This is a genomic window from Paenibacillus aceris (genome assembly GCF_017874035.1).
GTDB classification, from domain to species: Bacteria; Bacillota; Bacilli; order Paenibacillales; family NBRC-103111; genus Paenibacillus_E; species Paenibacillus_E aceris.
This window is the reverse complement of sequence record NZ_JAGGKV010000039.1, coordinates 16,035-42,622: the sequence shown is the minus strand read 5'-3', so window position 1 is coordinate 42,622 and position 26,588 is coordinate 16,035. Positions and strand designations below refer to the sequence as shown.

25 protein-coding genes, 1 pseudogene and 2 riboswitches are annotated in these 26,588 nt (G+C 40.9%); of the genes and pseudogenes, 6 read left to right on the top strand and 20 right to left on the bottom strand.

The genetic code is table 11. From position 1 onward, the window contains the following. Positions 1 to 388 precede the first annotated feature (388 nt). The 6 genes and pseudogenes from J2Z65_RS33905 to J2Z65_RS36255 form a co-directional block, all read right to left on the bottom strand. Positions 389 to 841 carry a VOC family protein gene (locus tag J2Z65_RS33905; protein WP_047679368.1) on the bottom strand — a complete coding sequence of 151 codons (453 nt, stop codon included), beginning with the start codon at positions 839 to 841 and terminating at the stop codon, positions 389 to 391. Positions 842 to 1,369: 528 nt separating this feature from the next. Then, on the bottom strand, positions 1,370 to 2,248 hold the full coding sequence (locus J2Z65_RS33900) for a haloalkane dehalogenase (protein WP_167064621.1): 879 nt from the start codon (positions 2,246 to 2,248) through the stop codon (positions 1,370 to 1,372). After that, positions 2,241 to 2,381: pseudogene (locus tag J2Z65_RS36325) on the bottom strand (luciferase domain-containing protein); the annotation flags it as partial. The gene J2Z65_RS33900 and the pseudogene J2Z65_RS36325, both read right to left, overlap by 8 nt. A gap of 15 nt (positions 2,382 to 2,396) precedes the next feature. Further along, on the bottom strand, positions 2,397 to 2,546 hold the full coding sequence (locus J2Z65_RS36320; protein ID WP_476739280.1) for a hypothetical protein: 150 nt from the start codon (positions 2,544 to 2,546) through the stop codon (positions 2,397 to 2,399). A 28-nt stretch (positions 2,547 to 2,574) separates the two neighbouring features. After that, entirely contained in the window at positions 2,575 to 3,036 is a 462-nt protein-coding gene (locus tag J2Z65_RS33890) for a MarR family winged helix-turn-helix transcriptional regulator (protein ID WP_209856320.1), read from the bottom strand. Positions 3,037 to 3,129: 93 nt separating this feature from the next. After that, positions 3,130 to 3,348: a DUF6756 family protein gene (locus J2Z65_RS36255; protein ID WP_205301049.1), complete on the bottom strand. Its 219-nt coding sequence runs from the start codon at positions 3,346 to 3,348 to the stop codon at positions 3,130 to 3,132. Between the two features lie 344 nt (positions 3,349 to 3,692). On the opposite strand from J2Z65_RS36255, the gene J2Z65_RS33885 reads away from it, so the two are divergent. After that, positions 3,693 to 3,872 (top strand): H-type small acid-soluble spore protein, encoded by a 180-nt coding sequence (locus J2Z65_RS33885; RefSeq protein WP_167064618.1) that lies wholly within the window; start codon positions 3,693 to 3,695, stop codon positions 3,870 to 3,872. A 483-nt stretch (positions 3,873 to 4,355) separates the two neighbouring features. Here J2Z65_RS33885 and J2Z65_RS36250 read toward each other — a convergent pair whose 3' ends face one another. After that, positions 4,356 to 4,595, bottom strand: coding sequence for a hypothetical protein (locus J2Z65_RS36250; RefSeq protein ID WP_425326212.1), 240 nt, complete (start codon positions 4,593 to 4,595; stop codon positions 4,356 to 4,358). 245 nt (positions 4,596 to 4,840) lie between these two features. Then, positions 4,841 to 5,419 (bottom strand): glutathione peroxidase, encoded by a 579-nt coding sequence (locus tag J2Z65_RS33875; protein WP_167064615.1) that lies wholly within the window; start codon positions 5,417 to 5,419, stop codon positions 4,841 to 4,843. A 505-nt stretch (positions 5,420 to 5,924) separates the two neighbouring features. Between J2Z65_RS33875 and J2Z65_RS33870 the strand changes: the two genes are divergently transcribed. The 3 genes from J2Z65_RS33870 (at position 5,925) to J2Z65_RS33860 (ending at position 9,732) form a co-directional block, all read left to right on the top strand. After that, entirely contained in the window at positions 5,925 to 6,725 is an 801-nt protein-coding gene (locus tag J2Z65_RS33870) for a DeoR/GlpR family DNA-binding transcription regulator (RefSeq protein WP_244999186.1), read from the top strand. Next, positions 6,715 to 7,860, top strand: coding sequence for an N-acetylglucosamine-6-phosphate deacetylase (gene nagA / locus J2Z65_RS33865; protein ID WP_167064612.1), 1,146 nt, complete (start codon positions 6,715 to 6,717; stop codon positions 7,858 to 7,860). The genes J2Z65_RS33870 and nagA overlap by 11 nt, the downstream gene beginning before the upstream one ends. A gap of 783 nt (positions 7,861 to 8,643) precedes the next feature. Continuing rightward, the gene (locus J2Z65_RS33860) at positions 8,644 to 9,732 is read left to right on the top strand and encodes a PRK06851 family protein (RefSeq protein ID WP_338111771.1); all 1,089 of its coding nucleotides are present in this window, start codon (positions 8,644 to 8,646) and stop codon (positions 9,730 to 9,732) included. A gap of 927 nt (positions 9,733 to 10,659) precedes the next feature. Here J2Z65_RS33860 and J2Z65_RS33855 read toward each other — a convergent pair. Both J2Z65_RS33855 and J2Z65_RS33850 read right to left on the bottom strand, forming a co-directional pair. After that, complete coding sequence (locus tag J2Z65_RS33855; protein WP_167064607.1) at positions 10,660 to 12,591, bottom strand: fructose-1,6-bisphosphatase; 1,932 nt, start codon at positions 12,589 to 12,591, stop codon at positions 10,660 to 10,662. Between the two features lie 258 nt (positions 12,592 to 12,849). Continuing rightward, positions 12,850 to 13,416, bottom strand: a complete 567-nt coding sequence (locus J2Z65_RS33850; protein WP_167064605.1) for a dihydrofolate reductase family protein — start codon at positions 13,414 to 13,416, stop codon at positions 12,850 to 12,852. Positions 13,417 to 14,156: 740 nt separating this feature from the next. Beyond that, positions 14,157 to 14,314: riboswitch (cyclic di-AMP (ydaO/yuaA leader) on the top strand. 5 nt (positions 14,315 to 14,319) lie between these two features. Here J2Z65_RS33850 and J2Z65_RS33845 point away from each other — a divergent pair. After that, complete coding sequence (locus J2Z65_RS33845; RefSeq protein WP_167064602.1) at positions 14,320 to 15,090, top strand: LysM peptidoglycan-binding domain-containing protein; 771 nt, start codon at positions 14,320 to 14,322, stop codon at positions 15,088 to 15,090. 50 nt (positions 15,091 to 15,140) lie between these two features. Next, a riboswitch (cyclic di-AMP (ydaO/yuaA leader) is annotated at positions 15,141 to 15,261 on the top strand. A gap of 296 nt (positions 15,262 to 15,557) precedes the next feature. Here J2Z65_RS33845 and J2Z65_RS33840 read toward each other — a convergent pair. The 7 genes from J2Z65_RS33840 to J2Z65_RS33810 form a co-directional block, all read right to left on the bottom strand. Then, positions 15,558 to 17,381: a sensor histidine kinase gene (locus tag J2Z65_RS33840; protein WP_167064600.1), complete on the bottom strand. Its 1,824-nt coding sequence runs from the start codon at positions 17,379 to 17,381 to the stop codon at positions 15,558 to 15,560. Continuing rightward, complete coding sequence (locus tag J2Z65_RS33835; RefSeq protein WP_209856317.1) at positions 17,378 to 18,079, bottom strand: response regulator transcription factor; 702 nt, start codon at positions 18,077 to 18,079, stop codon at positions 17,378 to 17,380. The genes J2Z65_RS33840 and J2Z65_RS33835 overlap by 4 nt, the downstream gene beginning before the upstream one ends. Positions 18,080 to 18,216: 137 nt before the next feature. Then, a complete protein-coding gene (locus J2Z65_RS33830; protein WP_167064597.1) occupies positions 18,217 to 18,756 on the bottom strand; it encodes a hypothetical protein in 540 nt (179 codons plus the stop codon). Positions 18,757 to 18,922: 166 nt separating this feature from the next. After that, positions 18,923 to 19,087 carry a hypothetical protein gene (locus tag J2Z65_RS33825; protein WP_209856314.1) on the bottom strand — a complete coding sequence of 55 codons (165 nt, stop codon included), beginning with the start codon at positions 19,085 to 19,087 and terminating at the stop codon, positions 18,923 to 18,925. Between the two features lie 173 nt (positions 19,088 to 19,260). Then, positions 19,261 to 19,602, bottom strand: a complete 342-nt coding sequence (locus J2Z65_RS33820; protein WP_167064592.1) for a YciI family protein — start codon at positions 19,600 to 19,602, stop codon at positions 19,261 to 19,263. A gap of 208 nt (positions 19,603 to 19,810) precedes the next feature. After that, positions 19,811 to 20,359, bottom strand: a complete 549-nt coding sequence (locus J2Z65_RS33815) for a GNAT family N-acetyltransferase (protein ID WP_167064589.1) — start codon at positions 20,357 to 20,359, stop codon at positions 19,811 to 19,813. 223 nt (positions 20,360 to 20,582) lie between these two features. Then, complete coding sequence (locus J2Z65_RS33810; protein ID WP_167064585.1) at positions 20,583 to 20,984, bottom strand: hypothetical protein; 402 nt, start codon at positions 20,982 to 20,984, stop codon at positions 20,583 to 20,585. A gap of 607 nt (positions 20,985 to 21,591) precedes the next feature. Here J2Z65_RS33810 and J2Z65_RS33805 point away from each other — a divergent pair. After that, the gene (locus tag J2Z65_RS33805; protein WP_209856311.1) at positions 21,592 to 22,725 is read left to right on the top strand and encodes an RCC1 domain-containing protein; all 1,134 of its coding nucleotides are present in this window, start codon (positions 21,592 to 21,594) and stop codon (positions 22,723 to 22,725) included. 522 nt (positions 22,726 to 23,247) lie between these two features. Here the strand turns inward: J2Z65_RS33805 and J2Z65_RS33800 are convergent. The 3 genes from J2Z65_RS33800 to J2Z65_RS33790 all read right to left on the bottom strand — a co-directional run bounded on the left by J2Z65_RS33800 (position 23,248) and on the right by J2Z65_RS33790 (position 26,534). Beyond that, positions 23,248 to 23,913 carry a methyltransferase family protein gene (locus J2Z65_RS33800; protein ID WP_167064580.1) on the bottom strand — a complete coding sequence of 222 codons (666 nt, stop codon included), beginning with the start codon at positions 23,911 to 23,913 and terminating at the stop codon, positions 23,248 to 23,250. 883 nt (positions 23,914 to 24,796) lie between these two features. Beyond that, on the bottom strand, positions 24,797 to 25,630 hold the full coding sequence (locus J2Z65_RS33795; RefSeq protein WP_209856308.1) for a carbohydrate ABC transporter permease: 834 nt from the start codon (positions 25,628 to 25,630) through the stop codon (positions 24,797 to 24,799). A 19-nt stretch (positions 25,631 to 25,649) separates the two neighbouring features. Then, a complete protein-coding gene (locus tag J2Z65_RS33790; protein WP_167064634.1) occupies positions 25,650 to 26,534 on the bottom strand; it encodes a carbohydrate ABC transporter permease in 885 nt (294 codons plus the stop codon). Positions 26,535 to 26,588: the final 54 nt, after the last annotated feature.

The following is a 26,588-nucleotide window of genomic DNA, read 5'->3' as shown; positions in this document are numbered from 1 at the left end:
CATGAAACGCAGCCTTTTGAAAAAAACGTCATAGCTGCGCCTAGTTTCGTATTGCCATTTTTAGTTCTCTGCTATGTGAGATTTTCAGGGTAGTTGAGTCCCTTTAATTTGGTTTTGCATTGATTTCCGTTAAAGTTCATGCATCACGAAGTCCCACAGAGTTAAGGCAGCTTGCTGCCGATCGCGATGCGGTTAGTCGGTGCGGATGTGTCCCGGCAATTACTTTCTCGTTCCTTGTTTCCAGGACCGAGGGTCGCCCAGACCCGGAGCGTGAATGCGGTGTTTATATGATGCACCGACTTCTTCAAGAAACTTTCACACTGCTTTTCTGTTTCTATTCTTACTCTAGTAATGTATATTTTCAGTTAAGTCTTCTTTTAAACGTCACTTATTTATTACCGAGTTGTTCCGCCAAACCGATTAGAAGTCCTTCATTTCCACGAATGTAGCAGAGCCGATACGAGTCCTCGTACTGAACCACTTCGCCAACGAGCTGAGCACCATATTTAGTGAGTCTGGATACCATTTCATCAATGTCTTCAACGGTGAACATGACGCGTAGATAACCGAGGGCATTTACAGGAGCAGTTCGGTGATCTGATATAGTAGGTGGGGTGAGAAATCGCGAAAGTTCAAGTCGGCTGTGGCCATCTGGGGTAACCATCATAGCAATCTCTACACACTGTGAACCCAGCCCGGTTACGCGACCAGCCCATTCACCTTCGACAGTAGCTCGCCCTTCGAGCTTCAAGCCAATCTCCTCGAAGAAAGAGATTGCGTCATCAAGGGATTCCACAACGATGCCAACATTGTCCATTCTTAGTAATTTGTTTTTTGCCATAGTTTTATCTCCTTATGTGTACAAATTTACTACCTGATCATCTTCATATTTATTTTATCAAGAATTACTAATTCCTTCCAAACGATTAACATCTTGGTCACAGTTCATGATAACAAAGATAAGTCACAGTATAGTAAAATGTGAAATTTGGTTTTCGGATATGTCATATCAACTTTTATTCTACAAAATTCAATTCGTAATTACCGTAATAAGATCGTTTTACGTAATAAAATTACGTAGATACCCCTTTTCTAAACTCCTAATATTTCTATACTTTAACAATTCGGAGTTACGATATTATCTCCTGCTTATTATTTTTGATCATTAAACTAAACTCACCGTTACTTCTATAGAAAACGGCAACCGATCGTGTGCAGGCTGCCGTCGTGTCCAATATTTAAATCTCATACTCAGTTGGCGGAACAACACCTTTGAAGATAATGACTTGGTGTTTTTTGAGGTCGGGGAACTCTAATGAAATAGCTTAGAGGACTAGCAATGACCACCTTAAATTCGTTATACATAGCTTTAAACCAAACTTTTCAGCCATAAGGCAAGAGCTTCGCCAACTTCATCGGGTGCGTCTTCTTGGGGATAGTGGCGGCCTGGCACAGTAACTTCGGACTGCGACGGCCATGTACGGCAGAAATCGATATGGGATTGCGGTAATAAGCCGGGGTCGCATTGAATGAATAGTTTGGGAACAGCGCTTTGTGCCAGCCATTCACCATACTCTGTGACAATCTCCGTTACATCAGCCGGATCTCCGTCGAACGGAAGTTGGCGTGCCCAACTGAGCATAGGACGGCGGCTTTCGCCCGGCTCCTGGAACGGCTTGCGGTACTGTGCCATCTCTTCATCCGTCAGCATGCGTAATATGTTGACCGGCAAGTTGAATTCGATGAACGAATTTTGCTCTAGTACCATTCGCTCCCCTTCCGGCGTCCGTAGCGTCTGGAAGATTTTGCGTCCATTCTCCGGAATTTCACTCCAACTGCGCGACTTAATAATCGCCTCCATGTAAGCGATGCCTTTGACCGCGGCGGGATGGCGCTTGCTCCAATCGAAGCCTAGTGCTGATCCCCAATCGTGCACCACGAAAGTTACACGCTCGCCCACGCAAAGTTGATCAAGTAGCTCGTCAAGATAGCGGCGGTGTTCAGAAAAGGTGTACGCGTGAGGCCCGCTGTCCGGAAGCTTTGCGGAATCGCCCATGCCAATGAGATCAGGCGCTATGCAACGGCCAAAGTTCTGGGCATAAGGAATAATGTTACGCCAGAGATAGGAAGATGCCGGATTGCCGTGCAGGAAAACGATCGGGTCGCCGCTCCCTGCTTCCACGTAAGCCATGTCTAGGCCGAATACTTGAATTCGCTTTTTCTCGTACGGGAATGCCTCGTTAATCATTTTTCATCTCTCCCTTCAATACCATTTGATCATAATTGGAACGCGCAATTTCAATGGCATTAGCGACATCTTGCCAAGTATTCAAATAAACGGATACCCAGCCTGAATCGGGATACATGTGATGCGGCCTAGCCTTACCTTCTTCAAACTACCGATCACATTCGGATTTGATCAAAAGTAGGTCGAACAAGCGGCTGCCGTGAAGATGCCCGATTTCTGTAACGTTCAGCTGAAATTCTACCCTTCCGAACCGATGAGGATGCATAGTAACGCCAGCCCAAGTCAATAGCTCTTCCATCAAGTCTACTCCCCCTTACCCATCCATTCTACCTCTCCTCCTGCTCGGTCAGATTGCGGAGAACGATATTCAGCAAGCTTAAGAACAAGTCATACTCCTCATCGGTGATACCTTTCCGGGTTTTGTTCTTCACGCGGGCGAGTGCTTCCTGCACTTTAGGCACCACCTCACGTCCTGAGTCCGTCAAATAAAGCAAATGATAACGATTGTCGGCGGGATCGGTTTCCCTCCGCACGTAACCTTCTTCTTCCAGCTTGGTAATCGCCTTGGCGGTAGTCGTTTTGTCAATGTACAGCTTTTCGTTTAGCGCCTTCTGAGTAATCGGTTGCTGAAACGCAATCGCCATCAGAAAAATATACTGTCCACTCCCTATTCGATATGGCGCCAACTCGGATGAGATCAATACCTGCATGTGTCGGTAGATGGCTGAAATGTATTGACCGTGCGATTCCACTGTGCCCTTGTCATTCTGCTTCCAAAGCTCGCTCATATGATCCCCCTTACAATAGGATGGTATTGCAACTAATTTCAGTTTACACTGAATAGGATGGTATTGCAACTATTTTTGTGAGAATTACCCCAGTCAACCAATAAATATGCTATCGCCTTGACGAATCAAAATTCCGCGTGGGCGGTACGTTACTATTGAATACCAACGAATTTTTTCCATTATATCCACTAACTCTGCCCCTGATCCAAAAACTATATCATGATGATTGACACACAATAACCATTCATACTTTTTTGAAATTATATAATACTCTCTTAAATGTACAAGTTCAGGAATAACTTTCGTTGTCAAGCACTACGTTCTACTGCCCGTTACTTTAACGATACCAGGGTGTCTCCACTTATCGAAAAATTGACAAATATACATGGTGACTGATTTAAAAATGATCTTGATAAATTACTTCTCTCGAGAGCTGACTTATTCGTACTATTTTCAATAACAGCATCTTGATATACTTTAATAACAAAAATCGTTTAAATAAATCATCTAAGCGACAACAGATAGGCTGAATATATCAATGTCTTAACATCTTTTATCTTTTGATATCCTCTTATGGAATAACACAAACTAATAATTCAATCTATTTGAGGGCATGCTAAAATTGTCTGTACATTTACCTTAAGGAGATCATTGACGTGAACAAATCCAGAGCATTAGAAATCGCCTCATCCCCAGAAATGGCGTATGTGACCTATAATGAAATTCCAATTTACATTCAAACTGTTGATGAAAAAAATGATACGGCCATGATCTACACGCTCGATCAGCCAGAACTGGAGCAAGAAGTCCCTCTAATCAATTTAATTGAGCATTAAAATTGAAGTTTTTCTATGAAAAAGATCTATATCCTGAGGCTAGGTCAGTCTAGCGAATAGGTAACGTACGTGTAAATTGACAAGAAAGTCTCCCATCAGCAGCAAATTGTACAGGAACTTCGGTTACTCCAAAACAGATATATGTCAAAAAAAGAGGGTACCCCTCAGTCATCTTTATGACCTCTGGGACATCCTCTAATTGACGTACTTAGTTATGCTTACACTAAAACACAAGCGCCTGCAGGCATACCTGCGTATCGGATAAGAAGCGTCCAGGAATGCAGACCATTTGGCCGCTGCCTTCTTGTTTTAATGATTGAACTATAGTTCCCAGTTAGCGTAGTGATCTCACCTGTCATCTATGGTACTGATCTCCGCACTGACTGTAACGGCAAGTTTTTAAGGCCACTTTTTGCGGGATGGCCCTTACTTTCATACATTGAACGAACTTTTCCGTAAAACAGTTGATTCTAATCTCTCGATTCAAAGTAGTTGATCGGACGGATCTAAATCCCCCATCCAAACTGCTCGCCCGATGCCACTTGTACGGTTGGATGTAAGGAAGCAATCCGGATCGCTTCCTCCATGTCCCGTGCTTCTATGAGAAAAGCACTGCCGATCATCTTCTTCGTTTCGATAAAAGGATCGTTCCTTAACCTTCACTTTCCCATTCGCCCGCCGCAAGCATTTCGTTTCGGATGCGAGACCAGCATCGATAATCACTTGGCCCCTCTTGTAGTAATTTTCTAGGTGGCGCGGACATTCGTTCATTATAACATCAATCTTGTTATCGGTTAGCAATGGCACCATTCCCTCTAGAAATAAGATTTCAATCATGTAACAAATATTTAACTCTCGTTCTCAGGTAGTTCAATCTCTGTAACCAGGAATGGCCATTAGGGTGTTCCCTTTCAAGGGCCACCTTAAGCCATTGCTTTTGCTCCGCATTAAAGGAAGGTAATGCAACATCAAAGTCTTGATAATGGCCTCCTTTGGCCAAGATACAACAGTGATTCGATAGCAGAATCTATATCGGAGGGGAGTGTCGTTGATTCAAATCTTCCTTTTACAAAACCATCACGACCGATTAGAAACTTCGAAAAATTCCATTTTACTCCGTTTCCCGTATAAATTTCTGGATACTTATTCTTCAGAAAACTCTCCATCCAATGTCCTTCATTAGTTTGATGATCAAAGCCTTGGAACGGCGCTTGCTGCGCCAGATATTCAAATAAAGGATGTGAAGCGAAACCTATTACATCTGTTTTCTCAAACATAGGGAATGTTACTCCATGATTCATCTGGCAATGTTCCTTGACTTCTGAGTTGCTGCCAGGCTCCTTCTCGTTGAACTGGTTGCAAGGAAACGCGAGAATTTCGAAACCCTGTTCACGTCGACTTTCATAGAGTTTCTGCAGATCCGCAAATTGACGAGAAAAACTACATTGGCTGGCCGTGTTCACAATTAAAATTACTTTTTCCCTGTAATCCGATAACTTGATCTGTTTCCCATTAATCAAGGTTGCTTGAAAATCATAAATTGTCATACTGACTTTCCTCCCTAAGTTTTGACCTTCATTTATTTAATCCATCATATATCCATAAGGCTTATTGATCTAATATATAAAAAGAATATATTTTATAGGTTTAAGCAATAAAGTTCCCTCGCGATTGAGGAAGATAACTATATAACTTTTTTTAATCATCTGGTTTACTCAGATCTTTCCCATTAGTCTGCCCGTAAGTTCGTGTCCGATCTGTGGAGAACATTGTACCTCTTGGAAATTCATTCCAATAGGTGATTTAACCGTGAAGCGAATGTTTGCTGTTTGCAATTGACCGACAAAAAAATAATCCTCATAGTTTAGGGTTTAAAATCGCAAACGACATACTTATCTCTCTCCAATCCAGTCCCTTTTGAATTATAGGTACGATGTGTAATTGGCCAAATGAAATAAGGAAATCACTTTAAAAACTTAAATTCACTTAAACATTACTTTGATATTACTTTAACATACTTATATTTTATGGTAAACTTACTTACAAGAGGTGATGATGATGTATCAAGAAGAACGATTACTGAAAATACTCGACTATATTAATGAACACCATGCGATGAGTGTTATGGATATCTGCTCTCTTCTAGATGTATCTAGAGATACAGCCCGAAGAGATATTGTTAAATTAGTACAAGAAGGGGTCGTTATTCGTACACATGGAGGCGTCGCTTTACCTCAATTGAGGAAGGAAATAGCCACCTATCAGGAACGTTTAATTGACGAAACAGACAGTAAAAGTAAAATTGGGAAGATAGCAGCTAAACTAGTTCAAGATCGGGAAACAGTCATTTTAGACGTATCAACTACGGTACAGTCTGTAGCAGAACAAATTTCAGCTAAACATATTACAGCTGTCACACATTCCATAGACATTGTAGGGATTCTCTCAGGACGGGAAGATCTGCAAGTATATGTGCTAGGTGGCTATTTACATACCAAAAATCGTTTATTATATGGACCTTCCGTCATTGATAAGCTAAGAGAACTAAGAGCTGATAAGGCATTTATCGGAGCTACATCTATACAAACTGATGGGATTTACTTTCCTTACGAAGATGATGTTTCTGTAAAAAAAGAAATGGCCCGCAGATCGGATCAGGTAATCGTCGTGGCTGATTTCACGAAGTTTACAAGCAAATCGGTTTATCGTTTAGATTTTGACTTTGTGGATATTTTGATTACCGATCAAGAGGTGCCTAACGAAATAAGAGAAGTACTCCATAATAAAAATATAGCGATTATTCAATGTGAAGAGAAAGACAAATACGAGGAGGATAACAAAGATGAGTCTTAAAATTTTGCACAACGTAAACGTGATTCAACCAGACGACCTTGTTCTACCTGCCACACTTTGGATAAGAAACGGAATTATTGAAAAGCTAGAAAGTGGTCTTTCTTCTCTTCCGGAGGGCGAATATGAACTTATGGATGGCCAAGGACATTTATTGATACCTGGTATGATCGATGTGCATATCCACGGTGCTAACGGATTCGATATGATGGATGGCAGTGTGGCGAGTATTCAGGAGGTTTCGCGTGCTTGTGCTGAAACGGGCTGCACCTCGTTTTTGGTTACCTCCGTTAGCTCTACAATTGAAGAATTACTAGCCATGATTCGTAGTGTGAAACGTGTAATCGGGCGTGAAGTCGGGGCCAAAATTGCCGGGCTTCATCTAGAGGGTCCTTACCTGAATCCGAAGCGTAAAGGTATGCAAAATGAACGGTTTTTAAGACATCCGAATCTTACTGAAATGAAAGAAATTTTTAACGAAGCAGATGGACTGATTAAGATGGTTACAATAGCACCAGAATTACCTGGCGGGATGGAGCTCATCTCTTTTCTGAAAGAAAATGGCGTCATAATCGCCGTTGCGCATTCGGATGCTACATACGAGGAAGCAAAGCAAGCCTTTGAAGCCGGAGCGAGTCACGTTACACATTGTTTCAATGGCATGCGTCCGATTCATCATCGTGATCCCGGTCTGGTTGTAGCCGCTTTTGAAGAAGAACATGTAAGCCTCCAAGCGATTGTGGATGGTATTCATTTGCATCCTGCGATCGTTAGAATGATGCATCGTCTGAAAGGACCAGATGGCATGGTACTTATCACAGATGCTTTGCAAGCCATGGGACTAGGTGATGGGAATTATGTGTTCGGTGGCCATCATGTTACGGTTTCCGACGGTGTAGCTCGACTAGAGGATGGGACTTTAGCCTCCAGTACGGTTACGATGAATGAGGCACTTCGTCTAACCGTAGAAACCGGCATTTCTTTAAAAGACGCGGTTCAAATGGCTTCAACCACACCTGCACGAATATTAAGCCTTGATACCCTAGGCAGAATCTCCACGGGCTTTGACGCTGATCTTGTCTTGTTAAATGAACAATTCCAAGTGCAATGGACAATGATTAAGGGGCATATCATCTAATGTTTGGGTAAATTCTCAGGAATCATCATAAGGAAAGGCAATCGAGCCAAAAGTGACCGACTGCCTTCTCCGGTGTTGACACTATCGTTATCCGTTAGTTTAACGATGAACCCACGGATAATAATCATCTGAATTAATCATCTGAATTTGGATGAAGATGATTTTCGATAACAAAGAAATGATTGAAAATACCTATTACACGTAGTTTATTGTCCTCATCTCCGAAAATATGAGAATCCGCTGTCATAAAGAAAATGAGATGCGTGAGTTTTGACGCCAACAAATCATTCTTAGTGTGAAAGCAATCAGATCTTTCGGTAGGTTCGCAATTAAGCTTCTGGACGTTATGCAAATACATTTGATATTCTTTAGAACTTGGTCTTGTAGACGCCATTACAAACATTAAGAGGGCGATTATTAATACTGCATATCTTCTCTTCTTAAAAATCCTTTTCCCTCCTCTCCCCCCATTACCTTAATGATATCCCAATATTCTTCGACAACTATTTTATTCCTCTAAGTCTTTTTTAATAATTTTATTTCAATACTTCAATAATTTTTTTAGCAGTTAATAAGCATTCACTTTTATTTAATTTGCGCGAAGGATCCAAATGTTGAAGCATTTAGGCAACTTTAATTATCGGTCAACATTATAAACACCTTTGAACGCTAACCGGAATAAGTTGAACCATAGGCATCTATCTCATATGCGCTTATGTCCATGCATTTCGAATGTGAAATTTGCTGGTCGCACGATAGGCGCGCAAAGGAGTGTTTAGGTTGATGGAAAATGCATCCCACTATTTTGCTCGCGGCAATACCGCGCTCGGTGCTCATTTTTTGTATAAATCGGCTTTCCAAGGACTGGATAAGATTCTCGTCCTAATGGGCCCCCCTGGTACTGGCAAGTCCACATTCATTCGCAATTTGGCGGAAAGTCTGCTGGACAGTGGGCAGCACGTGCAATGCTTTCATTCCCCGCTTCGACCTGATGAGCTGGACGGCATTATTGCAACCGAATTAAAGGTTGGTGTTGTTGACGGGCAAACTTGTGGGGGGATCTTAGAGGGCGTCGCAGGTGAAACCCTTACGTTCGATTTCGGGATGGCGCTTGATAACAGAAGTATTTCCACGGAGTCTCTTGGAAAGATCGAAGAGCTCGAAGAAAAGCTTATCGATGCTTATTCCAAAGCCTATGAAGCCTTTGCAACCGCTTTACGGATTCATGACGAATGGGAAAAATTTTATATCGAGAGCATGGACTTCATGAAGGCAGATCAAATCACGCAGGAATTGATTCACGAATTGTACGCCGGTTATGAAAACGGGACACCTACCGTTGGACGTCACTTGTTTTTCGGGGCAGCGACTCCGAAGGGAGCGTTTGATTTTATTCAAAACTTGACAGCTCAGTTGAACAGGCGGATTTTTATCAAAGGAAGACCGGGATCTGGTAAATCCACGCTACTGAAAAAGCTTGCGGCTGCTGCCGAAAAGAATGGCATCGAAGTTCAAGTGTATCATTGCGGTTTTGATCCAAACAGCCTCGATATGCTGATCTTCCCGAAGCTCAGCACAGCTATTTTCGACAGCACCGCCCCTCACGAATACTTCCCTGAACGGGACGGGGATGAGATCTTAGATATGTATGAACGTGCCATGACCCCAGGGACAGATGAAACAAATGCAGCTGAAATAGTCGAAATTAAAGAGCGGTATACGGCAAAAATGAAGGAAGCCACCTCTCATTTGGCGGCTGCTGAAGCCATCGATTCACAAATTAAGTCCTTTTATACGGCGGCAACGAATTTTTCAATTGTTGAGGAACTGGGACCTCAACTGCAATCAGAATTAATGAAGCACAGCCTATAGCAGCTGGTGAAATCTTTTAGGGCAGCCAATAATGCGCTGCCTTTTCGTCATGATGCTATCGTTCACCGTTAGCGGAATGCTCTACCCTAATTTAACTGCCTTATGATATATCGCTCTTGGCTAGATCCAGTGCTACTGCGATTTTAATCTGATACATTTTACTGAGTCCCTTCACCCATTTTTCAATTGGATACACTTCAACTATCGGAGTAATTGTATCATCATAACGGTCCAGTTCAATCTTAATAACTGTCTTGGTATCCACAAGAAAGCTAATTATATCCTCACCTTGATCGGGTGTCCATGATATAACGTGTGCTGTCTACATTGCGGGAAATGTCTTTTTAATAATGTTTAAGAACCTTCGCATGGATATATCATTGAACAAATGAAATTTCGAGGCTATTAATGTTTTCCTATATGCCTGTTCGGTTGCCAATTTATTAATTAACTTTACCTTTCTTTATTCAAGGAAGAAGTCACCAAACTATCCTGCCCAATACTTCAAAGTTTCGTAGCTGGCTTTCCGCCACGCGCTACTGCCTGTTACTTTAATGAAGCATCGTCAGTCTAACACTACCGGTAACCAGTACATATTCTTGACCTCGATCGGCAATCGGAACAAATTCTTGTCTTTGAGAAATGATAAGAATTTATTCCGATATAGTAAAAAAATCCGCAATTTCTGCGGATGCTTATCGGTCTAAGTCGTAAGTTAGACTGTTCACCCCCTACTTACTACTTTCCAATTTTATTAATAGATGCGTGCCCAGTTCCCCATCCCCAAGCTACCAGATCCTCCTCCATCCACTTCTTCATACCACCTACAGGATGAAATCCTGCGAATTCATGAGTCTGAGTGCGGAAACTGAATCATTTCGAGGGAGCGTAACGCGGCTGTATCAGTTGTTTTATTTAGCTGTTGTTTCATTTCATGTAGCGATATTCCAGGAGATTCTTCAGATTTGAGATTTTCTGCAGCAGCTTCTCCCCGACATTGGTTTCCCTCACCAGCTTCCGCTCCAGTTCTTTGTCCACCAGCCTTTTTACAGACAATACGTCCGTTCCGTTACATAACACATCTTCTTTTGAATTAAATTTCTGATGGGCAACGAGCTGCATACCAAAGGAATTATACAACAAGGTATATCCGGCGATGCCCGTTGTGGATTGATAGGCTTTGGAAAAACCGCCGTCAATGACAACCATTTTCCCGTTTGCTTTAACGGGGTTCTCTCCACGGATTTCTTTAACTGGCGTGTGGCCGTTAATGATATGTCCATGATCCGGATTCATATCAAACTCCAGTAGGATTTTCCGGCAGATCTCCTCATTTTCACGCAAATGGTAATAAGGATTCTTTCTCTCCTTATAGGTTTCTTTATCTTGGATAAAGTACCGTTCAAAGGTGGTCATTTCTCTCTTTCCAAAGAGCGAGGAACATTCCCCTGTCCAGATGTACCATACCATATCTGTAGCCAGATCATCCGTCTCTTCCGGATGCGCAAAGGCGTAACGTAAATAATATTCAAAAACATCGAGCAGCTTACGGCCCGAATACGTCTTGTCTTCAATCTGCATTTCTTCCATGTTTCCTTCTTCATCCAAAGGAATACAGCCGTGAAATAACAAATTCCCGTTGTATTTTAGATAAAGGCTGCCCTTTTTCATAAAAAAATTCATATGTCTGGCCAGCTTTTCGGAATGCTGAACGGAGAACAGCAGCTTTTCCATCACCTGCTGTTCTTCCTCCAGCAATTTTTCAGGCTGCTGCGGATTTACGGTTGCGAAACAGGTGTTTTCCAGCGGGTAAGTTTTTCCGCCGATCTTGATTTCAGTTTTGTCGTAATCGATTTGCTCAAGCAAAAGCCTTTCAGACATATTAAAGTATGGGCGTCTCTTGATAATAGGGATTTCAAGCTTAAACTGGATCATGGCAATGGCTTGATGAATTTTGGTAATCTGCAGGATTTCCTGCTCCGAACTGTTATGGTCGGTCTGCAGCTTCGGTCTAAAGCCCGGATTGTCATCATAGTATTTCTCCGCCAAGTTCAGCAGTGGGCGAAGATTGATTCCGTATACGTCTTCGATGATGTCCAGATTGTTGTATCTGGCGCAAATCCGGATAATATTCGCAAGGCAGACGAGAGAACCCGCATAGGCGCCTATCCACAGGACATCATGGTTCCCCCACTGAATATCTACAGAATGGTAGTTGATCAGCGTGTCCATAATTTTATCGGGGGCCGGCCCGCGGTCATAGATATCTCCGACCACATGAAGATGGTCAACCACCAGGCGCTGGGTCGTATAAGCAAGGCCGATAATGAGCTTGTCCGCCTGGCCCAAGGAAATAATTTGCCGGTATATTTCCTCATAATAAGGGTCCTTATTGTTGGTCGAATCCGTCTTGTATAGAAGCTCTTCTACAATATATACAAATTGCTCCGGCAGAGCTTTACGCAATTTCGAGCGCGTATATTTGGAAGAGGCATAGGTAATGAGCTTAAGCATTTGTTCAATCGTTTGTCTGTACCATCGGTTCAAGGCTTGTTTATTACACAGGTCTCCTTTAACCAGCTGTATTTTTTCTTCCGGATAATAAACTAACGCCGTAAAATCATTGATTTCATGATCCGTCCAAACCTCACGGAACAAGGCTTTGATTTTCTCTTTTACGGTACCCGAACCGTTTCTTAGTACATGCTGAAAAGCCTGGAACTCCCCATGTAAATCACTGACAAAATGCTCAGTTCCCTTGGGAAGATTGGAGATCGCTTCAAGGTTGATGATTTCTGTTACAACTTTTTCTTCCGTATTATATTTCTGGGCCAATAAATCTAGAAACTGTGCATCCAAAACAGATGTCCCCCTTTAAGGAAATATGATATTGTATAAGAGGTTTTTTTAAACGGGGCTAGCCGCATACCTTTAAGCTTAGTGTAAACAGTAAAGGGGAAAAACATTAGGTTTCCGAGGTTCCCTTTGGTACTCTTACTAACAGCTATTATAACTGAAACTTCACGCACTTTAACAAAAAGGGAGCAGCTGCCGGCCGCGGCGATCTGCTCCCCCTGATTATTCAATCGTATCCCGTTAGCGGAACACCTTGTACGGCTAATTCTCCAACTCATAGCGGGCAGCGATAATGCCCGACTTGAGCGTTCGGCTGGACAGCAGCTTGAGCCTGATTTTCTCGCCGCCGTCGAATACCGATTTTCCGTCGCCCAGGACGACCGGACAAATTGTAAGCAGGAATTCGTCGATCAGGCCGAGCTCAAGCAGCGTCTTCGCCGCCCCCGGGCTGCCGAAGATGACGAGATTTTTGCCAGGTTGCTCCTTGAGTACCTTGATTTCCTCTGCAATATTGTCCTTGATCAGCATTGTATTGTTCCATTCCACCGTGTCCATCGTCCCGGAAATGACGATCTTCTTAACATCCTGCAGCCATTTGGCATGCTCCATATCGTGCCTCGACGCATTAGGATTGTCCATCACCGTGGGCCAGTAGCTCTCCATCATCCGATACGTCGTACGTCCATAAACGGGAGCTCCGACTTCGGCTACGATCTCCTCGGCGTATTTCTCTAATTCCTCGTTGTACGGAATCCAATCGAGTCCTCCGTTCGAATCCGACGCATACCCGTCCAGTGACACATGCATGAACAATACGAGTTTTCTCATGTCCGTTTCTCCTCTGATTTCGAATTTATTTTGTTCGTTTTTTTTGGCCGTTTGCCCGAGTTTCATCCTGCTGTTACGTTCATTATAAATCATTACGGTTCGTAAGGTTCAAGTAGAATTTTTTTTGAAGACAACAATGTTGCGCGAAACTGCCCGTTACTTCAACGAAATAGTGAGCAGCTACCGGCCGTGGCGATCTGCTCCCTGGTGATTAAATTAACGTTTTGGGAAGTCATAGTTAATCCATTTTGCTTTATAACCATCCATTCCAAGTCGTTTATCGTAAACGAAGTCATTTTTGTCATTCCAAAAGAATTGATATTTTACTTTTTCATTTTGTTATTTATATTCTTTTTTATCAAGGCATTAGGATTACTCAAATCATTGACGCATGGTTTCCATGTCACACCATACTTACCAGTATACATTAATACATACAATTTTAGGAAATATGGCTAATCCCTTCAGGATAACTGACCATTACCTTAAGTAAAAAGAGGAGCTGCCGCGAAGCAAGCCCCTCAACTATTGTTCCTCGCTAGTTCAATGATGACCTCCTAAAATAGATCGCAAACTGTCTTTTTTACGAAGAATTCGTGAGGCTTTATTAATTATCCTGCTCTTTGCGAATTGAGGTTGCCACTTGATCCGTGTGCCCAAATTTGCAGCTTATTGGTCTTCTTCAATATTTTTACCACTAATTTCATATTCATGAAAAAAGATACTTATGGTAAGATGTTTTAAGAAAAATGCCAAAACTTTGGAAGAACTAAACATAATTCCAAAGTGCGGGGGAGCTTTATGACGTAGACACGTCTTGGGGTGAATCGCATTGACGAGGGGATGTATCCTCATCCCAAACCCGACAACTAACCTCGCAGGCTTATTAAAAGGAGGAGCATTATGAAACGACATTTTAAGAAAACGATCTTCGCTCTAGCAACAGGGCTTGCTATTACTTGCCTTGGAACCCCTGCCTTCGCCTCTAATTATCAAGCAAAACCTCAGGATACTTTATGGAAAATCGCAAATGCTACCAAAATTCCGTTAGCGTCGATCCTAAAAGCAAATCCAAACATTAATCCGTTAAATCTACAACCAGGGGATCTTGTAAATCTACCAGATCTACGCTATACCGTAAAGGATGTAGATACATTCTGGATCATAGCCAAAAGGTTGCAGCTTCCTTTAGATCAGCTTATGGCAGCCAATCCTAATGTCGATCCATATAATTTATACCCTGGTTTAGTTTTGACGCTGCCTTCAGCATTAAAAGAGAAGACTGTTCGTGTATCTTCTACATCAGCATCCTCTTCCTCCATTTTGGTTGCAGGACAAGCTCAACCTTTTAAAAAGAAGATTTCGGTGAAAGCCACTGCTTACTCCAGTGATCCCTCTGAAAATGGCTGGGGACCTATTGATTACTATGGAAATCCTCTAAAATTGGGAACTATAGCTGTTGATCCATCTATAATTCCAATGGGATCCAAGGTTTTGATTACCGGCTATAATGAGACTGACAAGGATTTGCCTAGTGACGGTTTGATTGCTTACGCTACCGATCAAGGAAGCGAAATAAAAGGGAATCGCATTGATATTTTCCTTCCAGGAAGTGCACAAAAGGTATCGCGTTTCGGCATTCAAGATGTTACTGTATACATTCTAGAACCATAAAACCAATATAAAGTCATACATAGTATTGTTTAATAGCTTGATATATCGATATTTTCGAATCGCCGAGTTTCCGTAAAAAAACGGGAGAATTTTGGGGTGAATCTTGGAAGAGTAGGGCGACTCTCGAGTCCGGATCCGTCAACTAACCTCGTAAGCGTGAATAGAGGTACCGGTTGTCGTGTCTTTTATTCTTTGGAATTAGACCGCGGGAAGAACCTCTTCTTCCCCGGTCTTTTTTCATTTCATATTAGCTCATTCCGGAAGGTGAATGGACAGGCCTATCATAATTGGATCTCCTCTCTAAGCAAACTCTATCTGGCTGAAATGATCATTTCATAGAGTTATTTTAATAGAGGCAGATGAAGATTAATCGGATTCGAAATAAAGATGAGGTGAAGATTACACGAAAAAAAAACCGCATTTCCCGACGTTAAAAAAACACGTCATGAAAAGTGGTTATTAAGTGTTTAAACTTGTTTCTTTAACCAGAAGAAAAACAAAACCCCGTCTTCTGTGTTCGCCGCGCCGTATGGCATACCATGTAACTCCAAAATATTTTTCGATATAGCAAGCCCCAAACCAGTGCCGCCTTGTGAGCGGTGGCGTGCCGTATCTCCTCGATAAAAGCGGTCCCATATTTTTTCTAGCTGATCTGCTGGAATGTGAGCCCCCTTGTTTTCAATGCACACCTTAACCTCATCTAGTTCTTCCTTTATCGAAATGAAGATGTGCTCTTGCTCTGGCGTATAACGACTCGCATTGGTTAGAAAATTTGTAAGTACTTGCTCGATCCGATGTTGATTCGCCATGACTGCAACGGTTGCAAGCTCGGTATGCACATGAAGTTGTTTAGTGCTGAACTCCACGGATAGTTTTTCACAAATATCCTCAATAAGCTTATCGATATTAAACGTTTCCATCTTCATTGTATAAGTGCCTGATTCAAACTTAGCCAACTCAAGCATATCCTCAATCAACAGATTCATCTTATCCACTTCTTTATCCATGGCATTGAAATAATAATCTTTTTTATGTGTAGCAACGCCATCCTTCAGAATCGAAATGCAACTTTTCACAATACTCAGAGGTGTCTTTAGCTCGTGGGATACCCCTGAAATAAATTCTCTTCGTGTGTTTTCCAATTGCTTTTCTTTCACAATGTCCATTTGCAACTGCTCGATATAGGAGTGCAAGGATTGGGAAAGAGAATTAATACTTTGAGACAAGTCGCCGATTTCATCATTCGATCGAATGGCAATCGTTTCTGAAAAGTCTAAACTTGCCATCCGCTTAGTCGTCCTATTGATTTGCAGCAAGGGGTTCGCGATCTTTCTAGAATAATACCAAGCAGCAAGAACAATAAGAAGCATTACTAGCCCAATCAAGTACACATAATAATCTTGGAGCATCTGCACCGCTTCATCAACGGGTTGTAGGGAGGCCATGGAGAAAATATAACGGACCGTTCCGTCTTGATCTGTAATCGGGTCAATGAACAGTTTGTATTTCACGTCATTTTGCGTAAAATCAAGAATTTGCAAGAAAGCATAGCTGATTTTCGTATCATTGAATATTAAATTCGTTTGAAAATCCTTCAATCTGTCCATAAACAAGCTATTGCTGTAAATAAAACTTGAGGATTCATTACCAGTTGGGAATTGTACTTTGCTAATCGTACCGTTGAGTAAAATCTCAGGCGGTACGGTTTTATCTGACTTATTATATTTAATATCAATTTGAAGATCGTATATCTTTTTGGAAATTTTCTCATTTTCCCACATTATATTTCCTTTTTCCACCAATTGCACACGATATGGAATTAACGCAAGATCCTCTTTATACGCTGCAATAGCAACACGTGATTTCGAGGTCAGAAGGGATATCGCTTGACTTGGGGTGCTTGTTATAATCTCATTGATGTTCATCATATGATAAAGCGGAAAGGTCATCGTTTTACCAGAGAATTCTCCGTTAGATTTAGCTGTATCCATCTTGACTTCCACATAGAAATCATTCACATTATTTAAGTTTCCAAAGCTATCTAATGTCGTAATCCATGCATTATTTTGCCTATAAAAATCCTGTTCCAACTTCTGAATGGAAAGTACATCCCCGCTACTTTTTAAATAATTTTCTTTAAAGGATTGGATATTCGTTTGAATGTCATTTACTTTTCTGTTTGCATAGTATTGCTTGAAAAATATCGTTTGCCCAAGATAAATCGTAGTTAATAGGAATAGGCATAACAGGGTGGTCAGCGAAAATAATTTAAATACAATACTCGCTCTCATGCGTTACCCTCGAACTTATAGCCTGTCCTCACAATCGTCGTAATCAGCTTCGATTTATCTCCCAGCTTACTTCTTAAGTTACGAATATGGGTGTTGACTGTACGATCATCTCCCTCGTATTCATAGCCCCAAATTTTCGAAATAAGCTGATCTCTCGAAATGACGATGCCTTTATTTTGCATGAGATAGGCTAAGATTTGGAATTCTGTATACGTCAGGTGGACTTGTTCCCCTTCAACAGTCAACGTTTGTGAAGATAGATTCATCTGAATCCCATTTATAGATAAGGTATAGCTACTGGCATGAGATGGGGATTCCGTTTGTCGTTCTTCCCTGTTCCTGCAATCGATGAGTCGTTTGGCTCTGGCTAATAAGACAGCTGGACTGTAGGGTTTTGTTACATAATCGTCTGCCCCTAGCTCAAATCCTAATAATGTGTCATCTTCGTCTACTCTTGCGGTCAACATAATGATCGGGACATTCGAGGATTTTCTTATTCGTCTACAAACAGACCAGCCATCAAGCTCTGGTAACATGATATCAAGCATAATTAAATGAACGTCATTTGCATGAAATAATAATAAAGCCTCTTTCCCATCGGCTGCTTCTAATACGAGATAACCTTCATTCATGAGATAATCTTTAATAATTTCACGCAGAATATCTTCATCTTCTACAATTAAAATTGTTTTTTTCATATGATTGCTCCTACGTTGCTTTTGAATACCATTCTTACCTATTTAGTTCTAACATAGCCAAATAAAGATTGTGTAAAGATAATTTAAAAAGGAACAGCTGCCTCCGTCGGCATCACTGTTCCTTTTCGTTGAACGATTTATTTACTCCATGCGGTTTCAGTTTTATGCTCGATGACTTGTACCACTTTTCTTTGAACATCTTTCTCCATTGAACTATTGCTATTAGGAACTTCACCCTTATTTTCGGCTTGAATTTGTGCGTCAACCTGTGTTTTTGCAATAGCATCAATCAGTTGTTGTTTTGAAACATTTCTAGACTCGGCAATCTCAACGACAGATTTACCTGTTGCTAACTCTTGTTTTAATTCTTGTGTGCTCATTCTTAATAACGAGATTAATTTTTCATCGTTTAGAAAAAAATCTGCCGTATGATCAGGCTTACCATCTTTAGAAAATAAACCTTCTACTTTAATTGTTGCTGGTGTTGGTTCACCTTTTAATACGGATTCAATTTCTTGAGGAGTTGGAGCTTTGTCCGATGTTTGTACTGGTACTACCTTATTTACTTGTTTTGGGCTTGCATTGGTTGCATTTGCCGCATATGCACTAGCAGCTCCCACTAATAGTACTGCAGAAATACCGAGTACAGTGAATAATTTTGTTTTCTTCTTTACCATGTTAGTAACCTCTTTTCAGTGTTTTATTTGCTGTTACAGGTATTAATATATTGCGTACATGTCAAGATGAAGTGAAGATTATATCAAGTTGAAATTGAGATTTTTATTAGTTAAATTGCAAAAAGCCAGCAGGGCTTGCTGGCTTCTTCTTGCTGTCGGCCTAGTATTATTTCGTTATTCTTACATTGTCAATATATACGGTGCCTGTATCATTTTCGGCAACGCCAACCGCCAATTTGTTGACATCAACCGCTGTCGTATCTCTAATGTCAGCAGAAAATAAAGTAATAGACTGGTTGATTTTATTCCACGCGGCTTTTCGAATTGCCATATCGTCAGTCTCCATAAATTAAGTTTTAGACTGAGCCTGAAAATTGAACAACGACAGCCCAAGGACGAGAAAATAAAGTCCTAGACTGTCGCTGTTTTATTCAACTATCGTTCACCGTTAGCGCAATAAAAGTGCCAATACCTTTGTCGCATCGGCCCCATTTACATCTTACTTCAGAGTGAAGAGTGCAATTTCGGTAAGGTTGCCATTATCGGATAAAATTCCGTAGTCATCACTCCCGCAATAACGGCAGGATCTTTGGCGATGAGTTGTGGAACTTGGTCTGCAGCTTCAACCTCAATGATGGCGAGTCCATGAGGATCGTTTGGTTTTCTAACCGGTCCGAAAACCAGCGCAATCCCCTGATTCTGCTTATCCGTCCAATAGGCGATGTGTTGATGCATAACGTTCCGTTCTTCTACGGTCATATCCTGAGGAAAAGTTGTTCTTGGAGGCGTAGACCATAACATGAAGTGTATTTTCCCAGGATTGTTGCTTGCAGTGTTATCTGACATTACTACAAACCCTCCATTAACCTAAATTTGTGTTTCATACTATGACGCTCAATCTCAATTATGCTCCAAATCCCTTTAGTAATGCAAACACACGAACTAAAATATTCTTCACATTCCTTTAGGATTAACCTGCCCGTCACTTGAATGCGATCAGGGAGCTGCTGCGGCAAGCTGCTCCCTGTTTGTTATGGTATCGTATCCCATTTGTTCAATGACTTTTGGCATCGTAATCCGATTTTGTCATACCGTAAAAAACTAAATCTTCGAAAACATCCCATTTCAAAATATGCTTTTTGAATATGCCTTCCTGTTTCATCCCAATTTTACTCATGATTTTATAGGAGCTTGGGTTTTTGGTCATTGCGGCGGCGAAGATACGGTTTAATTTTAAATCCTCAAATCCATATTGAATCATCCTTTGGGCTGCCTCGGTTGCAAATCCTTGCCCCCAATATTGGCGACCTACCCAGTAGGCAAGTTCGGCACGTTCGTGCTTTTGGGTAACTCCCATGCTCATGTTTCCAATCAATGTTCCATCATCTTTTTTTAGCATAGCAAAAGCAAAGCTATTGCCATTTTCAGCAGCTTGACGAGCACCTTCAATCCATGCTTCGGCTGCCCCATCTGGGTATGGATGAGGGATAGCTAAAGTTGTTTTCGCTACTTCTATATCTCCGGCCAATTCCTGCACACTTTTAGCGTCTGCCAATTTAAATGGTCTTAGGACTAGTCTTCTAGTCTCAAAGATAGGTTGCATATAAAACAGTCACACCCCTCTATAAATTTATTTCTTCACAATATTCTTCCATTACCTTCCAAATTCCTTCGTCAACCACCAGATACTTGGATGATTTATTTCTGAATAATCTTTCCGCTAAACTGCCCGTTACTTGAATGAACAAAAAAGAGCTGTCTCATTGCAGCTCCTGCGCTAAAGTTCCGCGTTAGCGGAATGGACATCAAAATTAATAATGTTGATATTAATCCTCATCATGTGCTCTATAACGAATTAATACCCTGTCACTTTCTTTATGATACCTGTAAGTAACCCAATATCTATCATAATCAGTTTGAAATTCATTTTTTCGTGCAAAGCACCTTGATATATCTTCAATGAGATTATCTGTTTCTAAGCTGTAATGCTTCAATACATTGTCTAATATTTTTATGAGATTTTCATCATAAGCATTAATAATATCTATACTAAAGAGAGTATGGTCTGCTGTCATAGTACATAAGAATTTACTTTGTTTTTTCTCGTTGTATACCTCAAATCGATTATTAGGGTTAAGGTTTTTATTTATAATATATCCGTTTGTGTTATCTATAATCTTCTCTAAAATCTCAATATCAGGAATGCTAACTTTGTCTTTATTAAGCATGTTGTGTCACCTCAAAATAATTTATATTAGACTTCAACATCTATCATACTGTTATCCCTACGACTTTAAAACACTGGTCCTTTCTAACTTTCTCCATAATCAAAAACTTCCAAAGTTTTTTGATAATTAAGTTGAAATGACTAAAAATAGATTATTATATGGAAATTTATTATGTAATAATTTGATTATTAAATTTCGTAACATAACCAATTAAATCCTTTATTTCAAATTAAGACCTGCCACACTCTTCTGCCCGTTAGCGGAGTGAACCAAAACGGGTGCAGATTGGCAACCAAGATTTAGCTATCCATACTCCATTAAGGTAATTTCAAAAAATCAAAACAAATAGAATAAAACTAAAAATCCATAACGAATGAATCAAACATAAGATAGCTGCTAATCGCGATTAATTCTTTCACCACCCAGCCACAGCCGCGTAATACGAATTCCTGTTTTTCATTTAGATAACCTAATATGTAAAGTTTATTTGGGAATTATTAGAAAAGTTTATTACGTCTCGAAACTATTCCCTATTTTCCCCGTCTAATAGTATGGATAAAATTGGATTAATAAAAAGAATTTCCCAATTAAAGGAGAGATGAAGACGATGAAGTTTCATTATTGGTCAAAACGAATAATTCAAAGTGCTGCGTTATTTTCTGTACTATCGCTTTCAAGTATTGCTCCACTGACAGCAACAGCGGCAGATTCTTCGGCAAAGGATCAGTCAAAGATCGTTCATTGGAAAGATCCCTATTATTCATTAGCTATTGACGATCAAGGGAATGCTTGGTGTCTGGCTCTTCATGCCATTTCCGTAAAAGATGGTTTTTTCCCTAATCCGATGGTTAAAGCAACAAGTATTACAGATGTTAAAAGCAGTGCTTCGAATGTTGTCTTAAAAAATGATGGTACCGTATGGGCAGTAGAACGAACAACAGATAATGAGCAACCCGATTACAAGGAGCATATCTCTGCAACTTTGGGAGAGCGAATCCCTCACTTAGAAAATATCGTAAAAGTTGATGAGCTCGGTACCATCGTTTTAGCTCTTGATCGAGACGGAAAAGTATGGATCATTGAAACTGTAAAATATGATCTGACTATTCCATTGAAAGCAGAGCCAGTTCTTGTTGAAGGTATCGACCATGTTAAAGACATGTTAGTTTCTACTGACTACGATGAAATAACATTTTTAAAAGAGGATGGAACGGTTTGGAACATTGATGAATATAACCCATGGGGTTCGAGCAGGCCCTTATATGACACGATCCGCTATACTAAGCCAGTGCAACTCGAAAATCTAAAAGACATTGTCCAGCTTAAAAACAACCATTATGCCATTAAAAATGATGGTACCGTATGGAATTGGGGGAGAACAACTGATTTCTTCAAAAATAGAGATTCCCTCAATGTAGCTCTCACTCCTGCAGCACCTTATCAAATTGATGAACTTTCGGATGTTGTGGACGTTTCTAGCAACTTTGAACATGTACTTTTTGTGAAGAAAGATGGAACGGTTTGGGGTAAGGGCTATTTTGTTGAGAAATGGGAAGCGCTTGGCATTGAGCCTCAAACCGTTTGGAAGGAATTATTTAAATTGATGGCATTGACGACGCTGCTTCAGTTAATATTAATAATTACTATTCGCCGACAGAGTCCATTATCAAAAGAGATGGAACGGTTTGGATGTGGGGACTTGATCACTTCAGCAAGTATATTGATAAACCACAGCAAGTAGAGTTTAGGGGTTAATTTTTAATTCGTGTGTAGACCCATGCAGGCCCATCAAGGGCCTGCAAATTGGTCTTTTTCAGTTATTTGGGTGTCCTCCGACTGCCGATATTTTGCGAATGCAAAATAATTAAAACTGTGTACCGAGCTTGTTCGGATTTTTTGGATCCTGCGCAAGTTCAATATCATATACCTTAAAAGTGTTTCAAAGGAGATATCTCTGTCTATACCTGTGCAGAAATGTGTTATTACCTCTCCCTCGAGAATCAAATCAAGCTTATCGGAACCCTTTGTCAGATCTGCCCTCAAACTACCTTACGTAATCCACTCTAAGCCACATATTCCCACAGTTTAAGTCATCTGGTTGGTGCGTTTATTCCCTTACCCTTACTTCAACAGACAACGGCAGCCGATCATGTGCCAGCTGCCGTCATATTGTAATTGAAAAATAGTTTTCCGTTAGCGTAACTAAATGCCACTAGTTTTCGAACTTCTTTTTTTCATGTGTTATTCAATTTGACTTGAAGCCTTACCAAATAAGGGGAATTAAATGATACCGTGTTTTCTTACAATAATCCTCATATCCTTTCAACTCTTTTAACAATACTTTTTCTTCATTTAACAGCCTTAGAACAATAATAATGATTATAGAAATCGAGGGAATCAATGCCCAAATTGAACCTAATGCTAAAGGAGTGAAAAGTATAATAAATATAGCCCCTGTATACATTGGATGCCGAACCAACGCGTATGGACCTGTTGATATAACTTTCTGGTTCTCGGTCACTTCAATTATGGCAGACGTATAAGAATTCTCTTTAAAAACTAAGAAAACAATCAAAAAGCCAAGTAAGATGATGACATCTGCTACAAATACAATAAATAAAGGAAAACTTGACCAACCAAATCGATAGTCTAAACCAGGAAGGATTAACAATCCGACAAAAAAAGAGATACCAGATATGGTTTGGAAAATTTTTTGTTCCTTTTCTTTTTCTATAGAATTAGTTCTTCTCTCTATTAGTTCAGGATCTCTCTTCAAAAAATAGCCATTGATAAAGAACGTTGAACCTAAAAAGATCACAAAATAAATCCATGCCTCCCAAAAGTTAAGTGATCCTGCGGGCAAAAAGAGAAAAGTAAAGAAAACGATTGTAAATAGGAGAGTCCTTAAGTACACTTTTTTCTTTAACAAAAATTACACCTCCCATAAAAATTAATCCATTCAGAATTGCTCCAATATACAATTGGATAACCACACTTGTTTCCCCTTCTTTATGGTACAATCCTCCCTCACTTCATATTCATTAGGTTCCGTTCCCAACCGTCTGCGCTCTCATGTTTCGTTTCATTCACTTCTATGTCATCTCTCCTGCCCCACTCTCGGTACTTAAGCTATTTTCCTGAACCCATGTCCACATAGCCGCAAAAATAGGCTGCAGATTCCACCCTACCTACCCGTAGCTCAACGCCGTCCGCTAGAGTTTAATAATTTTTTTATACAAAACACACTCGGCCGTACTATCGTCAAAGTGTCATGGCTCCCCTACATTAGATTTGCGACAAGGTTGAGACACTCCGGGTAAATCGGCAACCGGTATATATTCTTGACATCCGGCAGTTGACAAGAACATGATGTCATAAATGACAAGAACATTATCCCATTCCCGACGAGCCCCACAAACGAAACTAATCATATAGGAAAAACCATCACCATAATAGGTAAGGGTCTTGCTCGTTACGTTGTACTATTAGTCTCCACTCATTCGATCTCAAAAATAATTCTTATCTAAGTTACGGTAAAATAAAAAGGAAATCAAGTATTCTGAATGAACCACCTATAAGATCTCCGTTGGTCAACATGCCGAACCACTTTATCTCTTCTGTCCTTTTATCACTTTAATGACATGCTTGAACGAAAAGATTGAATGGAAATGCCTTCAATGGCCTTCGTGAAATAAGGTAAAATGAAAAAAAGCCCTATAAATAAGGCTTTACTCTCTTAATGAACTCTAGTATGTTAGGTGGAATGTGCTGGGTTACGTTCGTCCTTAAATGAAGCATGAAAAGCATTCACGCTATCCTTTGGTCCCGCCTTGGAGGCCGAAACCTTTGGACATAAATTGCTGAGAGAGAATATACATGACAACTGACGGAATGGCATAGAGCGTAGAAAACGCTGCCAATTTACCGTAATCCACCATACCGTACTGCCCGAAGAACTGATATAGCTTGAGCGCCGCCGGGAACTTCTCAGGCGTACTCAAGAGAATGTAGGGAACGAAAAAGTTGCCCCAGCTACCGGAGAAGGTAAAGATGGCAACCGTGCATATTCCCGGAATCATCAATGGTGTGACGATCCTGCGGATGCCTGCGAGAATGGACGCACCGTCCACCCATGCCGCTTCTTCTAATTCGTTCGGTACGGAATCCATGAAATTTTTGAGCATCCAGATGCCATATGGCATGGCGGAGGCGACTTTAAAAAGAATGACGCCGAAGATATTGTCATAAAGCTTTAATGTCAAAAACAATTGATACACAGGGACCATAACTGCTGTGATTGGCAGTGAGGTCATAAATAAGATGGTCAGCATGAACGGCTTTTTATACTTCAATTGATATCTAGACAGTGGATAAGCCGCTAGCAGACCTATTAAAACGACAATCAAAGCTTGACCGAGCGAAATGATGAGTCCTATTAGAAATGCGCGCTGGTTCGCGCGACTAGTGATCACGTCGATATAGTTGCCTGCTGTCAAAGAACTGGGGATCTTAAGCGATTGCATGGCGTTAGGATCCACGGAGGCAACTAGCACCCATAAGAGTGGGAGCAGGAAACAAATGCCGATGAAGGTGAGCGCTGCGTAGGGCAAGGTGCGATAAACGACTTTACGGTAGATCTCAGTCATACCAACTCTCCTTGTGGTTTTACTCTTTTAAAGTGCGAATATAGAACAAACTCAACACAATACCCAGAAGCAAGAGCAATAAAGAAATGGCCGTACCGTAACCGAGCTGATAGTTTATAAAGGCTTGGTTATACATAAAGATTGGTAAGGTCGTTGTTGCTGTGCCTGGACCCCCGCCGGTCATCGCATAGATGAGGCCGAAAACGCCTAGGGTCTGTAAAGTAACCAGCATCGCATTGGTAGTAATCGTTCCTTTAATATAAGGAAGAATAATAGAAGTTAAAATTTTCCAACGTGATGCTCCGTCGACAAGCGCCGCTTCCTCGATTTCTTTCGGTACATCGTCAAGTGCTGCTTGAAACACAAGCATAGAGAAGGCTGTTCCATGCCATACGTTCGCTAAAATAATCGTGAGCATAGGAACGGTGTATAGCCAAGTGACCGTCGGAATGCCTAGTGTACTTAGAATGGCGTTTAACGTACCCTCGTCGCCGAAATAGCTGTAGAGACATAATGCGCAAACAATTTCAGGTGTTACCCAACCGGCGAGAACGACAGTTCCAATCACACGGCGAAACGTTTTATTTTTACGTTTCATCAAGATTGCGATCAGAAATCCCAGCACTTGTTGGCCGATGACAGCTGAGCCGATCAGGAAAATTAACGTGTTCCAGATACTGATTCTAACGGTTGGATCCGCAAACATGCGGACATAGTTGTCAAAACCAACAAATTTTAGCTGTTTTGCTGATTCTCCGGTCAATGCCAAGTTCGTAAATGAGTAGAAAAACGTTAGCAAGATCGGATAGATGAAGAAAACTAGCATAACGGCCAACGAAGGGAATAAAAAATACAACCATGTGTACGTCTTTCTGGAGGTTACTGGGATTGCCGTACTGCTCATCATAGTTCTCTCCTTTCTCTCTGGTGATGTTAGGGCAAACTGGGCTTGCCCTGA

Coding starts and splice junctions, on each gene's coding strand:
- J2Z65_RS33835 (WP_209856317.1), bottom strand. CDS start 18,079: ATGAAAAAAACAATTTTAATTGTAGAAGATGAAGATATTCTGCGTGAA.
- J2Z65_RS33875 (WP_167064615.1), bottom strand. CDS start 5,419: ATGACAATTTATGATTTTCAAGCAACCTTGATTAATGGGAAACAGATC.
- J2Z65_RS33890 (WP_209856320.1), bottom strand. CDS start 3,036: ATGAGCGAGCTTTGGAAGCAGAATGACAAGGGCACAGTGGAATCGCAC.
- J2Z65_RS33820 (WP_167064592.1), bottom strand. CDS start 19,602: ATGTCAGATAACACTGCAAGCAACAATCCTGGGAAAATACACTTCATG.
- J2Z65_RS33905 (WP_047679368.1), bottom strand. CDS start 841: ATGGCAAAAAACAAATTACTAAGAATGGACAATGTTGGCATCGTTGTG.
- J2Z65_RS33845 (WP_167064602.1), top strand. CDS start 14,320: ATGAAACGACATTTTAAGAAAACGATCTTCGCTCTAGCAACAGGGCTT.
- J2Z65_RS33795 (WP_209856308.1), bottom strand. CDS start 25,630: ATGACTGAGATCTACCGTAAAGTCGTTTATCGCACCTTGCCCTACGCA.
- J2Z65_RS33825 (WP_209856314.1), bottom strand. CDS start 19,087: ATGGCAATTCGAAAAGCCGCGTGGAATAAAATCAACCAGTCTATTACT.
- J2Z65_RS33870 (WP_244999186.1), top strand. CDS start 5,925: ATGATGATGTATCAAGAAGAACGATTACTGAAAATACTCGACTATATT.
- J2Z65_RS33830 (WP_167064597.1), bottom strand. CDS start 18,756: ATGGTAAAGAAGAAAACAAAATTATTCACTGTACTCGGTATTTCTGCA.
- J2Z65_RS33860 (WP_338111771.1), top strand. CDS start 8,644: ATGGAAAATGCATCCCACTATTTTGCTCGCGGCAATACCGCGCTCGGT.
- J2Z65_RS33900 (WP_167064621.1), bottom strand. CDS start 2,248: ATGATTAACGAGGCATTCCCGTACGAGAAAAAGCGAATTCAAGTATTC.
- J2Z65_RS33850 (WP_167064605.1), bottom strand. CDS start 13,416: ATGAGAAAACTCGTATTGTTCATGCATGTGTCACTGGACGGGTATGCG.
- J2Z65_RS33840 (WP_167064600.1), bottom strand. CDS start 17,381: ATGAGAGCGAGTATTGTATTTAAATTATTTTCGCTGACCACCCTGTTA.
- J2Z65_RS36320 (WP_476739280.1), bottom strand. CDS start 2,546: ATGGAAGAGCTATTGACTTGGGCTGGCGTTACTATGCATCCTCATCGG.
- J2Z65_RS33790 (WP_167064634.1), bottom strand. CDS start 26,534: ATGAGCAGTACGGCAATCCCAGTAACCTCCAGAAAGACGTACACATGG.
- J2Z65_RS33815 (WP_167064589.1), bottom strand. CDS start 20,359: ATGCAACCTATCTTTGAGACTAGAAGACTAGTCCTAAGACCATTTAAA.
- nagA (WP_167064612.1), top strand. CDS start 6,715: ATGAGTCTTAAAATTTTGCACAACGTAAACGTGATTCAACCAGACGAC.
- J2Z65_RS33805 (WP_209856311.1), top strand. CDS start 21,592: ATGAAGTTTCATTATTGGTCAAAACGAATAATTCAAAGTGCTGCGTTA.
- J2Z65_RS33810 (WP_167064585.1), bottom strand. CDS start 20,984: ATGCTTAATAAAGACAAAGTTAGCATTCCTGATATTGAGATTTTAGAG.